Consider the following 12624-nt stretch of genomic DNA (forward strand, 5'->3'; position numbering starts at 1 on the left):
TCTTGCGGCAAACCAACGCTCGTCTATGAGATTCTTATCTGTCGCTCTGCTCGCATTCCTGTTTGGAATAAACACGGCGAAAGCACAATACAGGCCGGAGATGCCGCAACCGCCCTTCAAAATAATCCAGACCGCTACCGGTAATTATATTACCCTGACAGAACTGGCAGACAAACTGAAACGATCAGAAGTTGTGATCTGGGGTGAGGAACATGATGATACGATCGGTCATATTCTTGAACTGAAATTATTGAAAATGCTCCGGGAGCGTTTTGAAGGCAGCCTGCGTTTATCGCTGGAAATGTTTGAAACGGACTGTCAGGTACTGCTGGAAGACTACCTGGGAGGATTTATATCGCGCGAAAAATTCCTGAAAGATTCCCGCCCCTGGTCGAATTATGAAGATTACAGTCCGATGGTGGAATTCTGTAAAGACCAGCATATCCCCATCACTGCCGCCAACAGCCCGCGCCGCTATAATTCCCTGATGAGTCAGCGGGGACCGAAAAGCCTGGACAGCCTGAGCTACGGCGCCAAAAGACTGATCGCAAAACTGCCCGTTTACGTACCAGCAAAAGGCAAATATTTCAAGAAGTTCATCGGTATTATGGGCGGAGAAGAAAACATCCACAGTCCCAACATGTTCGCCTCCCAGTGCCTGTGGGATGCCACAATGGCGAAAAGCATACAGTCGGCGGTTGACAAAAATAAAAAGGAAGGAATGGTGATGCACGTTTGTGGCCGCTTCCACTCCGACGAATACCTCGGAACAGTTTCTCAGCTGTACCGCCTCGACAAAGACATTAAAGTAAGCACTATCAGCTGCTTCCCTTCAGCGGATTTCGAAAAACCCGATTTCGCGGCACATGAAGCACTCGCCGACTATGTAATCCTGGTTAAAAAAGACGAGTTGACGGAATAGTACTTTCAATCACAACGTTACAACATCCTAGGCTTCCCAGGTGGATTGCAATGTTGCTAATGCAGGCTCGTTGTGCGTAAGCCCGGCGAGCCTGTTTATGATACGTTCCACCAATGCATCGGGGCAGGAAGCCCCGGAAGTGATCATTACACGCAAAGGATTCTTTGCGGGCAGAAAATCCGGAGTCATCTCCTCCAGATGATTACGCCAATCATAATGACTAATCAGTTTATCGCTGATCAGGCAGAATTCATCGCGGATAAAATACGTGGGCAACTTTTGTTCGCACAGCTCCACCAGATGAGAAGTATTGGAGCTATTGTATCCGCCGATCACCAAAGCAAGATCGGCCTGCTCTTCGAGCATTCCCTGCACGGCACTCTGGTTATCGTTGGTGGCATAGCACAAAGTATCGCGCGTTTCCGCAAAGCGTTCGAGTTCATTACCGGGAGCTACGTTGTAGTGAGCGATGATCACCTGCTTCAGGAAGTCTGCAATACCCTGTGTTTCGGAAGCAAGCATCGTTGTCTGATTCACCACCCCTATCCTTTCGAGGTCCGCATCTACATCAAACCCTTCGGAATACTGGCCTTTAAAGCGCGTGTAAAACTCCTCGCGCGGCAATTCTTTACGGATAAACTCAGCAAGCAATTCCGCTTCCTTCATGTCTTTCACCACTACCGTGGGTGTGTGCACATTACTGTGCGAGAACGTGGCACGCGTTTCCTCATGCTTCGGTTTGCCATGGATCACGATGGTATAGCCGTCTTTACCGATCTTCTCGGCACGGTTCCACACCTTTTCCACAAATGGGCATGTAGTTTCGTAAGTGGTCGGTTCAATACCCTTCGCACGCAGCAAAGCCTCCATCTCCAGTGTGGTACCGAAAGCAGGTATGATCACGATATCATCGCTGTTGAGCTCATTCCAGTCCATCAGCATACGGCCGGAAGTATCCATAATGAAGCGTACGCCGCGCGCGACGAGATCTGCATTCACATTCGGATTGTGAATCATTTCGCTGAGCAGGAATATACGCTTACCCGGATTCTCGTCTATGGCACGGAAAGCAATTTCAATAGCGTTCTCCACCCCGTAGCAAAAACCGAAATGACGGGCAAGGATCACTTCCAGCGAACCTATATGCAGGATCGTGGGAGCAAAGTCTTTCTTCATCTTGTCAGCCGCTTTGCGTTTTGCCTTGATGGCACTTACAATAGGACTGCGGTAGTGGGTGGGTACGTTGAATGATTTCATTACGGATGAGGCCGGATAGACTGCAAAATTACGTCAGAGGCAGGTCCACCAGATATATTTCTCTGCAAATTTTCCCCAATTTTTCGTGCTCTCCCGGATGGTACTTTCAGCGTCCTTCATCGCAATCTTCTTTCCCTTTTCGGGAACACCGAGCTTATCGGGCCCCACGGCTTCGAGCACGACTGATTGCGCGATCCAGGTAGTGTATAAACGAGGAATGGCAATCTCCAGGATCATTCCGGGCAGTCCGCTGAACGATTCCGGACCACCACTTACGGGAATCTGGTCTGTATAGAATGCCACCACCACAACACTGTCGTGAATACGGCAACTGGCTTTGCGGCAGCTGTATCCCGCAATTGTACGTACTTCGTCGAGCACTTTCCATTTAAACGGCTTCAGGCTGTCGGCAAGCAGAAAGGTCTGTTCAAATACTTTCTTCTGCGCCACGAACTGATGCCGCGAAAAGTCGGAGAATACAATAGTCTCCGTACCGGGAAGCCCCCCCATCATCGACAAAGCCGGGTTTTCGTCCTGCTTTATCGGTTCGTAACGGCTTTGCTGTGTCGTAAAACGGTAATTAAAACTGCGGGTATCGAATTTGGGCAATTTTGCCATAAACGCTTCCATATAGGAGTTCATTTCCCCGTCGCCGAAATCGTCAAACTGACGGTGGATATTCATTTTACGCTGGTATTCGATACGTCCCTGCAACACCACCTGGGCATCTGCAGATAAAGACAAGGCTACAGCAAATGCTGCTATGATATATTTAAGTGCTTTCATTTGTGTCAGATTTATTTACCGCTCATTTGAATTTCTTCGATCTGGGATGCTGCGCCGTCGGCAGCATTTCCCTTGGGGGTATAGGTAAAGTTCCATACCAGCGACAGCAACGCATAGCGCTTGATCGTGTTGTACGATTGCTGCACTACAGTGTTACCGTTTCCATAACGGTTGAACCCGAGATTCTGGTTGAAGATGTCGTATACCGCGAAGCGCGCCTCAAGCTGATCGCCTTTCAGGAGCTTTTTGGAAACCGATGCATTCAGCAGGAATACGTTGTTGTTGCGATCGAATGTTGCGGTGCGCTGACGGATATTATAGCTGGCATCTGAGCTGATCTGAAACTTCTTGGGCAGATACAGCAGTACACTTGCTTCCGGTGCTGCCGACCAGAACGAAGTGTTCTGCGCATTGATGCTGCTCAGGTTGTAGTTGTATGTGACGGAAGGATTGAAGCTGAAGTCGATCAGTTTTTCCTTTTCATAAGCAGCGCGCAACCCTACCGTGTAACTGTTGTTGTCACTTTTATTTGCGGCACCGTTTACGATTGTATTGTAACGGCTTACGTTGACATTGGTATTTGCACCGATCTGTATCTGCGTCCCTTTGATCTTGGTACCGATACCCGCATACAGGTAGGAGCTGCGATTACCGTCTACATTCACGTACTGGTAAGTACGCACACCGGAAGCGGCGATTGTCTCTGAACGACTGATGTCATTGTCCACAAGGCTCATTCCCCCGCCCATATAGATATAAGTGCCGCTCAGCACGCGATAACTGTTATATCCGAGAGAAATCGAGTTGTCGAATTCCTGTTTCAGATTCGGGTTTCCGACAGAAATGTTCAGAGGATCTGTATTCTGGCGTACCGGCTGTATCTGCGTTACCGTTGGCTGCTGTGTGTACCCTGAGTAGCGGAAGCGCAGACTCGACTGGCGACTTAATTTATAATTCAGGTTGGCTGAAGGGAAGAAGTTGTGGAATGTACGGTTCATTTCCCTGTTATACAGGTTATCAAACTGGCGGAATTCGGTGTTGGAAGCTGCCGCCCCGAACGAAAAGCTCAGCTTCTCATAATTCCAGCGGAAGGTCGTTCCGAGGCGATGCGTCGTCACATCAAAATTATAGTCGGTACTATACAGCGAATCCAGTTGCTGATAATCTCCTGCCGCACCTTTATTAAACGAAAGCTGACGGGAATAGTTGCCCTGGCTGGAGAAATTGTATTTTACTTCCACCACCGCTTTCTGAGAGATCGGCTCTGTGTAGGATGCGATGGCTCCGTAAGTGTTGGTGTTGGATTCATTCTTTTTGCGCTGATCGATCGTAGTGGTGCTATCCTGTATACCGTCGCTGTAAAAAGTATTTGCTGCGTGCAGGTATCCTTCGTTATTAGTACCTGAATTATTATAGGTAAGCTGCAGGAACATGCTGCGGCTTTTCTTTTTAAAGCGCTTCTGCCATGAAAGGTTGACATCCACATTATCGCGTGTACCGTCGTTATCCGAAGTACGGTCGGAGGTATTGAGCAGTGCACCGGAAACCCCTTTGGATCTCGTTTCACTACCGGTCCTGTTGACGGTATTCGATTTACGTCCGTTCATCGTGAACTTCAGCATGGAGGCCGAATCGGTTTTCCATTCGTACAATCCGCTCAGCGTATGCTTGTCTATAGAAGAGAAGGATGTGGAGTGCTGGTCTGTATAATAGGATGAATCCTGCAGGTTGTATTGCGTGAAAGTGTTGTCCAGCGTTTCGATATTGCGGCGATTGAAGCGGTAATTCGTATTCACGTGCTGGATATCATTATTCCATTTGTTGGAATAATGCGCTCCGGCTTCCCATGCCTTCGGCAGACCTTCACCGTTATATTGTCCGTCCCAAGACGTTCCGTCATCGTTGTTATTGTCGATAAAGAACATATCGCCGTCATCACTCATCTGCATCGAGGAACCGGAAGAAGTGTATTTGGACGCGTCGTTCTGCGATAATCCGATCTTCGCGGTATTGGCAGCGATGCCATAAACCGAGAATTTCTGTTTGCCCCGGAACAGGTTGAACATTGCCTGGTTTTCGAAGAAGCCGTTGCTTCCGCCGCCAAGCGCGACTTTACCGAACGAACCTTTTTTGTATTTGTCTTTCAGTTGCAGGTTGATCGTCTTGGTGCGTTCACCATCGTCTACACCTGTAAACTCGGCATTGGCGCTCTTTTTATCAAACACCTGAACTTTATCGATCGCTTTGGCCTGCAGACTGCGGTTCACCACAGCCGGATCGTCGCTGAAGAACTCTTCACCGTCCACCAGTATTTTCTGCACTTTTTCGCCCTGTGCGGTAATCTGACCATTTTTATCCACCTGCAGACCCGGAAGCTTTTTCAGCAAAGCCTCCACATTTGCGTTGGCGTCCACTTTAAAGCTATCCGCATTGTATTCTGTGGTGTCGCCTTTGATTACGATGGAACCGCGGCGTTGCATGACAACGAATTCCGAAAGGACCTTCTCACGTGTAAACAGGATTACATTGCCAAGATCAAGCGTTCCGGAGCTCCCGGAGTTCACAATATCCGTATAATCGGCAAAGCCATAACCTGTGATCAGCAAAAGGAATTTAGGAGCGGTGCCCGCAGTAAATGAGAATTTACCGTCTTTGTCTGAATGGCCGAACCCGAGCAGTGTGGAGTCGGCGGCATTGAGCACCGTAACGGTTGCATATTGTATCGTCTCATTGTTGAAGGTATCGATGACCTTTCCCGAGACGACCGTCTTTTGCGCCTGTGCCCAAAGGGAGAGGCACAGTAGAAGCATGGTGAGCTGAAGCGTTTTTTTCATAGGTGGTGTGCTTTGAAATGCAATATTAGCAAAGCTATGTGCACAATTGCATCACAGGTAGGTGAAAAGGAGAGGGATTTTCGGTGAATCAGAACGAAACAACCACCTTCAGGTTCAGCAATCGCGACGTGAGTCGGTTGGGAACCGCATAAATCTTATTGGAGGTCTGATCCTGGATCCAGGTGTAGGAAAGCGTATTCTGGATGTTCAGCAGATTGAAGACTTCCAGGCTCGTCCATATAGATTCAAGGTTGTTGAAAAAACTGTGGCTCGGGCGTTTTCCCTTTTTCGCGCCATCGAGCAGCAATGCGGAAAAACCAATATCCACGCGCTTGTAGGCGGGCATGCGCAGCACATCATCCAGGCGGTTACCGTTCGGATAACCGAAGGGCAGGCCTGTTCCGTACATCATATTCAGATGCACGCGGAAGTTGTGGTTCTGCGGCAGATAATCCTGGAAGAACATCGATACCATCACGCGCTGATCCGTAGGGCGAGGCACATACTGTGAATACACATACGCACTGTCCTGTCCGCCGGCACCTTTATAAGCCTGTAATATCTGCTCCTCTGTTTTCATCACGGCGAGCGATATCCAGGATGTGGCGTCCTTTACCAGGTCGGCATACAAGCGTACTTCTCCACCGTATGCATAACCGCGGCTTGAATTCGTACCGTAGTAGCGGATCTTGATACCATCGTATTCATAGGGCACAAGGTCCCAGAGCTTTTTGTAGTACACTTCGGTGGTAAAACGGAACGGACTACCATTGGCAGTGAAATTGGTTTCTGTTCCGGCCAGCACATGGTAAGATTTCTGCGACTGCACATCAAGGTTGGTATTACCCTGCAGATCGCGCAATTCGCGGTAAAACGCCGGCTGCGCATAGTAGCCGGTGGCAAAACGGAAAGACCAGTCTTTTTTCCAACGTGGTTTATAACCCAGCTGTAGTCTCGGACTCAATATCTTTTCTTTGTTCAGACTATTGTAGAGATAACGCACGCCAAAAGATCCTGAATAACGGGAGCTGTCATTGAAACGGAAATTATCCTGCAGAAAACCACTCACGCGGAATGGCTGTATCGTGTTGGCGGAAACATACACGTTCTGCATGGTAAGGTCGGTAGTGCTGAAAGGCTGCGTAAATCCGGCGGAGTCGCGGCGCTGGTACGAATGTAGCTCGTCGCGTATATCCAGCCGCGTAAAATCTGCGCCCCACTGGATGAAGTGATTGCCTGCATCGTAAGAGCCGCGGTGTGCTGCGGTATACACATTTACCTTCAGGTAGTTCCTTCCGTAGTTCTGGATCACTCCTGTACCAAGACTGTATTTTGTCTGTCCGAAGTTGGATTTTCCGAGATCCGTTTCCAATTCTCCGAGTACATACTCCCCGCTGATATCGTAGGTTTCCTGTTCATTGGTCTGGAACGCCGATGCGAGTAATTTTAATTTCAGGTTTTCATTCGGGCGGAAGGTAACGGAATAGCCGCCGAAGCGGGAATCAAACTGGTCGATCTCACTACCTGTGTACAATACACGGAGCTGGTATGCTTTATTGGCAAGACCGAAGCTGCTGGTCTGCTCTTCCGGGATGTAGGAGAAACGGTTGCGTGCATAGTTGATGATCAGCTCCGTTTCCCATTTACGGTTGAAACGGTAATGCAGCAGTCCCTGCAGATCTGTAAAGGACGGATTGTATATTCCCTTTGTGGGCTGGCTTTTGAGCAGGTACTGATTGCTTTTCTGGCGCGCTCCGACGAGATACGTAAATTTCTTATTGCGGGAAGCGCCCTCCAGGTGTACACTTCCGCCGAGCAGGCTACCGGAAACGGAGCCGGCGAATTGTTTCGGTGTCTTATAGGTTACGTCGAGCACAGAAGACATTTTGTCTCCGTAACGCGCCTGGAAGCCGCCCACAGAAAAGCTTACGTTCTGGGTAAGATCCGCATTCACGAAGCTGAGCCCTTCCTGCTGACCGCTGCGGACGAGAAAGGGGCGGTATATTTCAAAATCGTTTACATACACAAGGTTTTCGTCATAGTTTCCGCCACGCACGCTGTATTGGGAAGTCAATTCGTTCGTGCTGCCCACGAGGGTTTTGATGATCCCTTCGATTCCGCCGATGGGACCGGCGATCTGTTGCGCCTTTTTAGGATCAATATATACTGCTCCGGCTTCTTTCTTGCGCGAATCATCTTTCTTTTCAAATGCACGCAGTTCAATATCCTGTATGCGCAGACGCAGATCAAGGGTCTTATGTTCGCCAGGCTTCAGCGTCACCCGCTTTTTATGTGTTTCGTAGCCGAAGCTCGCGAAGGAGACCGTATGCGTCACGGAAGGAGACAGTTCAATACGGTAACGCCCGTCGGAACCGGTGAGCAGGATATTGTCGGAACCGGCAACGGTAACACGCACATCGGCGAACGGATTACCATTATCGTCGCGCACCAGGCCTTCCAGCACGGCGGGAGCCAACTGCGCCAGAGACGCGGCAGGCAAGGCAAACAGCAATACGATCAGAAAGGCGACGGGGCGAAACAACTTCATATAGAGCATTAAACGCAGTACAGCGTCATTTATTTTGATAAACGGTGCAGGTCGCTGATCATCTTTTTAGGATCAGCAGCGCTGAATACCGTATTACCGGCAACCAGCACATCAGCTCCGGCTTCAATTATGGTAGCGGCATTTTCCAGCGTTACACCACCATCTATCTCTATCAGCGTGGATGCGCCTTTTTCCGTGATCATTTTTTTCAGCTCACGGATCTTATTCAATGTATTGGGAATAAAAGACTGACCACCGAATCCGGGGTTCACGCTCATCATACATACCAGGTCGGTATCCATGATCACTTCAGACAGTGCGGAAACAGGCGTATGCGGATTGATAGCCACACCCGCCTTCATACCCAGCGCTTTGATGCTCTGCAGGCTGCGGTGCAGATGCACGGAAGCTTCCACGTGAACGGAAAGAATATCGGCACCCGCATTTTTGAAGTCTTCGAAATATTTTTCCGGTTCCACAATCATCAGGTGTACATCCAGGGCCTTTTTTGCTAGTTTTTTAATCGCTTTGATCACAGGCAGCCCGAAACTGATATTGGGTACAAAACGGCCATCCATCACATCCACATGGAACAGTGCGGCCTCGCTCTCATTGATCATTTCCACATCGCGACCCAGGTTCAGGAAATCAGCGGATAATACGGAAGGTGCTATCATTTTATCTGTAATTGAAGAATAAAGTAAATACTATTTTTGGGAAGAAAGTCTTTGCACGCCGGATTTTGCTTCGGTGTAGGTATCGTCGAGTTCCACGGCCTGTCTGTAGTCGGACAATGCCTCCCGGGTCCGGTGCATCAGTTCGTAACAGACACCTCTGTTGTAATACGCTCCGGCATTGGCCGGCTCGATACGCGTCACGAGGTCGAATTGCCTTGCAGCCTTCTCAAAGGAATCCTGTCGCATCAGTATCCAACCCATGTTGAAGAACGCATCGGCATATTGCGGATCTTTAAGAATGATCTTCCGGTAAACTGCTTTAGCTTTTTCGTAAGCACCGGCATCCTGGTAGAACATCGCCTGCGAATAGCGGCCGATCATCTGGGAAGAATCGATCAGGTATGCATTTTCGAAATAGCGCAGGGCCAGCGAATCTTTACGGGATGCATAGATTGCTCCCAACTGCAGAAAGGATGGCTGGTATTGCGGATCTACCTGGATAGAGGTCTGGAAGCTTGACAAAGCCTTATTCGTGTCTTTCAGGTTTTTATATACCATTCCTTTCAGGAAATATGCTTCACCGCTGTATGGATTGCGACGCAATACGGTATTGATCTCTGTGAATGCTTCCTGGTTGTTATCGGTAAACATCAGCAGTTTTGCGTATTTCAGATGCGAAACGGGATCGTTCGGATCAATGCCGATAGCCTTTTTAAAATATTTGATAGACCCCTGCACATCTTTGTGCTCAAACAGCAGTTCGCCGATTGAGGAAAAATAATAGGCTTTACTACTATCCAGTGACACTGTTTTTTTGAGATCCGTGAGGGCGAGCGAGTCGGCACCCTGCTCCCGCAGCAACATCGCACGCTTGTAATACAGCGCAGCATTATTGCCATCTTTTTCTATACGTGCAGATACTTCAGCGATTTCCGGCACGGCAAATACTCCGGAAACAGGCTGCTGAGGTGCTTTGGAACCGCCCCCACAGGCAGTGAGCCCGAGCATACATATAAAATAAAATAAAGATAAGTTCAGATAGCGGGACATGCGTAACAGGTTTCTATTTTTGCAGCGCAAATATAGGTCAAAAAAACAGTGGTCGGAGGGGGACACCCCGACAAATGAGGAATTGCATTTATTCAATTATGCAGACAGGTGAACGGAACAGGCATAAGACTGAAAATAAGCATTTAAAAAGAAAGGAGCCAAGAAATTAAAAGTATTTTTGCGGCATGGTTAAGGTTTTAGACATAGCAAATGCTTTTATAATGTTGTCCGAGCCGGAAGTGGGTGACCATGTTTCTAATTTAAAAGTGCAGAAACTGGTTTACTATGCACAAGGTTTTCATTTAGCGATTAAAGGAACAGCATTTTTCAACGAACCTATTCTTGCATGGGAACATGGTCCAGTTGTTGAAAGCCTGTATCATCACTTTAAAGAATATGGCGCTACCGGATTGCCTTACCCTTCAGATTTTGATGCTCACCGAACATTTACGGCTGAGCAAATTGAACTGATAAAAGAGATCCAGTCTGTCTACGGACAGTTCTCTGCATGGAAATTGCGAAACTTAACTCATTCGGAACGTCCTTGGATGGAAACTCCTAGAAATCAGGAAATAGATCACGAATTGCTCCGGGATTATTTCCAGAACTTAATTATCCGTGACTGATGACCAAAATAAAGTTACCAGCTTTAAATAAAAGTTCGACGCTTGCTCCGCGTGAAGAGACAACCATCGTTCATTATAAACACCCTATTTTCTGCTTCAAATACTTACATAAAGACTACGGGTTGGAACCCTGTTCTGCAGAACAGAAAATTTCTTTTGTAGAGCGATTATGCACCTTATCCAAAATGGACTGGCAAGATATCCAGCTGGCTCACAGACATGGAATGGGTTCTGAGAAAATAGCCAGATCCGCCATACAACCGGGAATTCCTGCCGGAATATCAGCAGATGTCGAACATTTTCTTGCTTTGCGATTTTATGGGAAAGCGCCCTTTGTCGGATACCGCAATAAATTTGTGTTTCACGTAGTATTTATTGATCATAACTTTTCCGTATACAGGCATTAACCGAAAGCAGAGCAAGGCTACCTTTGCCCTATAAGACCATCTATGAAACATACACTGACCCTGGGCGTTTGTGCCTTTGCACTGCTCTTCTCTGCCGCCTGCTCCAAACATTCCACCGGACGCATTTCAGCGAAATACCCGGCCTGCCTCGACAAAAAGCTGGAAGCATTCCTGAAATCCGGAGGCTCCTGTCCCAAGGGCAATTCCGTAAAACAATACCTGTTCCAGGGAAAAAAGGTATATGTGGTCGCTCCCGGTAACTGCGGAGCGGATATGGCGGCTACGGTTATGGATGATCAGTGCAATGAGATCGGGTACCTTGGAGGATTCGCGGGAAACACCCGAATCAATAATGAAGATTTCGGCAACGCCGTTTACCAGGAAACGGTCTATCAGGACTAAGGCCGTATCCGCTCCATCATTTTTTCAGGATGCGCCAGCGGTGTAAAGCCAAAACGCCCGTATAAGCCGCGTGCATCGTTGGAAGCCAGTCGCCAGACCCGCACATTGCGCAACTCCGGAAATTGTAATATATAATCCACCAGTTGCAGCGAATACCCTTTACCGCGATGCAGCGGATCAATAAATACATCCATCAGGTAGGCAAACTGTACGGTGTCCGACACCACACGTGCATAGCCGATCTGACTGCCCTGCAGGTACACACCGAAATTAAGCGAATGATCCACGCACTGCTGCATCTGCGCCTGAGACCGCCCCTGCGCCCAATACGTTTGTGACAAAAATGCGGTCATATACGCTATGTCCAGCTTAGCGGGGTCGGTGTCTATGATCAGGTTGTCCATACAGCGTAATAAACTCCGTAATGTGCAGATTATTGTGGTGATCAGTTGAGATCATCCATACGGGACGGCTTCTTTTTTGCCGGCTTACAGGTTTTGCAGAAATCCGGCAACTGTCCGATCTCCGTTTTCACTGCCTGATGCAATTGCGCAAGCAATTCGCGCTTGCGCCCCATTTCAGTTTCCTGCAGCGCATTACTGCGGCGTACGTCGTATTCGTGGGATAGCTCGTCGTATACCGGCTGATAGAAATCGCTGCGTGAAAATGCCCGCTTTTCCTCGTACAACCGCTGGCGCATCTTCCGGGCGTACAGTTCCGCAAGGTCGAATGAAAAGCAGGTAAATTGCACGAAGTCTGATGCGGTAGCCGAATCCTGCGCAACCAGGAAAGAAACGGAAGGATCAAAAGTGCAGTCTACCTTATCGTTGAAGTTCTTCGTGAACATGAACTGACCATTCGACATCAGAAAAGAGAATTCAATCCGTACAACTGCGCTGAGGCTGTTGGCTTTTATGTCGGGACTGATCCGTGTCTGCGGCGAACGGAAATCCTGCAATCCGGGAGTAAAGATCCCGTCCCAACTTATCCTGCCCTGCGCAAATGCGTTGCGACCTGTAAACAGGACCAGGGCCAGTAAAAAATATTTCGTCCGCATCATGAAGGCCACAAATATAGAGCTGCGTTATTACATGTCAAAAACAGTCCGCTATCCA

At 48.5% G+C, this 12624-nt stretch carries 12 protein-coding genes; 4 read left to right on the forward strand and 8 right to left on the reverse strand.

From position 1 onward, the window contains the following. The first annotated feature begins 25 nt into the window (after positions 1-25). The gene (locus tag ABD846_RS09715) at positions 26-922 is read left to right on the forward strand and encodes a ChaN family lipoprotein (RefSeq protein WP_344825928.1); all 897 of its coding nucleotides are present in this window, start codon (positions 26-28) and stop codon (positions 920-922) included. Positions 923-949: 27 nt separating this feature from the next. On the opposite strand, the gene ABD846_RS09720 is transcribed toward ABD846_RS09715, so the two are convergent. The 6 genes from ABD846_RS09720 to ABD846_RS09745 all read right to left on the reverse strand — a co-directional run bounded on the left by ABD846_RS09720 (position 950) and on the right by ABD846_RS09745 (position 10074). Beyond that, positions 950-2179, reverse strand: coding sequence for a 4-hydroxy-3-methylbut-2-enyl diphosphate reductase (locus ABD846_RS09720; RefSeq protein ID WP_344825930.1), 1230 nt, complete (start codon positions 2177-2179; stop codon positions 950-952). Positions 2180-2212: 33 nt separating this feature from the next. Then, positions 2213-2965, reverse strand: a complete 753-nt coding sequence (locus tag ABD846_RS09725; RefSeq protein ID WP_344825932.1) for a GLPGLI family protein — start codon at positions 2963-2965, stop codon at positions 2213-2215. Between the two features lie 11 nt (positions 2966-2976). Further along, entirely contained in the window at positions 2977-5799 is a 2823-nt protein-coding gene (locus ABD846_RS09730; protein WP_344825935.1) for an outer membrane beta-barrel family protein, read from the reverse strand. A gap of 88 nt (positions 5800-5887) precedes the next feature. Further along, on the reverse strand, positions 5888-8347 hold the full coding sequence (locus tag ABD846_RS09735; protein WP_344825938.1) for a TonB-dependent receptor: 2460 nt from the start codon (positions 8345-8347) through the stop codon (positions 5888-5890). A 29-nt stretch (positions 8348-8376) separates the two neighbouring features. Next, positions 8377-9024: a ribulose-phosphate 3-epimerase gene (gene rpe / locus ABD846_RS09740; RefSeq protein ID WP_344825941.1), complete on the reverse strand. Its 648-nt coding sequence runs from the start codon at positions 9022-9024 to the stop codon at positions 8377-8379. A 30-nt stretch (positions 9025-9054) separates the two neighbouring features. After that, positions 9055-10074 (reverse strand): tetratricopeptide repeat protein, encoded by a 1020-nt coding sequence (locus ABD846_RS09745; protein ID WP_344825944.1) that lies wholly within the window; start codon positions 10072-10074, stop codon positions 9055-9057. 185 nt (positions 10075-10259) lie between these two features. Here ABD846_RS09745 and ABD846_RS09750 point away from each other — a divergent pair, with 185 nt between their 5' ends. The 3 genes from ABD846_RS09750 to ABD846_RS09760 are packed head-to-tail and all read left to right on the forward strand — an operon-like array spanning position 10260 to position 11509. Then, positions 10260-10700, forward strand: coding sequence for a Panacea domain-containing protein (locus ABD846_RS09750; protein WP_344825948.1), 441 nt, complete (start codon positions 10260-10262; stop codon positions 10698-10700). Continuing rightward, on the forward strand, positions 10700-11107 hold the full coding sequence (locus ABD846_RS09755) for a hypothetical protein (protein WP_344825951.1): 408 nt from the start codon (positions 10700-10702) through the stop codon (positions 11105-11107). The genes ABD846_RS09750 and ABD846_RS09755 overlap by 1 nt, the downstream gene beginning before the upstream one ends. A 42-nt stretch (positions 11108-11149) precedes the next feature. Further along, positions 11150-11509 carry a DUF6970 domain-containing protein gene (locus ABD846_RS09760; protein ID WP_344825954.1) on the forward strand — a complete coding sequence of 120 codons (360 nt, stop codon included), beginning with the start codon at positions 11150-11152 and terminating at the stop codon, positions 11507-11509. Here the strand turns inward: ABD846_RS09760 and ABD846_RS09765 are convergent. Together ABD846_RS09765 and ABD846_RS09770 are read right to left on the reverse strand one after the other, a co-directional pair. Beyond that, entirely contained in the window at positions 11506-11913 is a 408-nt protein-coding gene (locus ABD846_RS09765; protein ID WP_344825957.1) for a GNAT family N-acetyltransferase, read from the reverse strand. The two genes, ABD846_RS09760 and ABD846_RS09765, sit on opposite strands and share 4 nt — an antisense overlap. Before the next feature lie 41 nt (positions 11914-11954). Beyond that, on the reverse strand, positions 11955-12569 hold the full coding sequence (locus ABD846_RS09770) for a hypothetical protein (RefSeq protein ID WP_344825960.1): 615 nt from the start codon (positions 12567-12569) through the stop codon (positions 11955-11957). Between the last annotated feature and the right edge of the window lie 55 nt (positions 12570-12624).

This window comes from Rurimicrobium arvi (genome assembly GCF_039540495.1).
GTDB classification, from domain to species: Bacteria; Bacteroidota; Bacteroidia; order Chitinophagales; family Chitinophagaceae; genus Rurimicrobium; species Rurimicrobium arvi.

Excerpts from the sequence above, each read along its gene's own strand:
- ABD846_RS09715 (WP_344825928.1), top strand. The coding sequence starts at position 26 with ATGAGATTCTTATCTGTCGCTCTGCTCGCATTCCTGTTTGGAATAAAC.
- ABD846_RS09720 (WP_344825930.1), bottom strand. The coding sequence starts at position 2,179 with ATGAAATCATTCAACGTACCCACCCACTACCGCAGTCCTATTGTAAGT.
- ABD846_RS09725 (WP_344825932.1), bottom strand. The coding sequence starts at position 2,965 with ATGAAAGCACTTAAATATATCATAGCAGCATTTGCTGTAGCCTTGTCT.
- ABD846_RS09730 (WP_344825935.1), bottom strand. The coding sequence starts at position 5,799 with ATGAAAAAAACGCTTCAGCTCACCATGCTTCTACTGTGCCTCTCCCTT.
- ABD846_RS09735 (WP_344825938.1), bottom strand. The coding sequence starts at position 8,347 with ATGAAGTTGTTTCGCCCCGTCGCCTTTCTGATCGTATTGCTGTTTGCC.
- rpe (WP_344825941.1), bottom strand. The coding sequence starts at position 9,024 with ATGATAGCACCTTCCGTATTATCCGCTGATTTCCTGAACCTGGGTCGC.
- ABD846_RS09745 (WP_344825944.1), bottom strand. The coding sequence starts at position 10,074 with ATGTCCCGCTATCTGAACTTATCTTTATTTTATTTTATATGTATGCTC.
- ABD846_RS09750 (WP_344825948.1), top strand. The coding sequence starts at position 10,260 with ATGGTTAAGGTTTTAGACATAGCAAATGCTTTTATAATGTTGTCCGAG.
- ABD846_RS09755 (WP_344825951.1), top strand. The coding sequence starts at position 10,700 with ATGACCAAAATAAAGTTACCAGCTTTAAATAAAAGTTCGACGCTTGCT.
- ABD846_RS09760 (WP_344825954.1), top strand. The coding sequence starts at position 11,150 with ATGAAACATACACTGACCCTGGGCGTTTGTGCCTTTGCACTGCTCTTC.
- ABD846_RS09765 (WP_344825957.1), bottom strand. The coding sequence starts at position 11,913 with ATGGACAACCTGATCATAGACACCGACCCCGCTAAGCTGGACATAGCG.
- ABD846_RS09770 (WP_344825960.1), bottom strand. The coding sequence starts at position 12,569 with ATGATGCGGACGAAATATTTTTTACTGGCCCTGGTCCTGTTTACAGGT.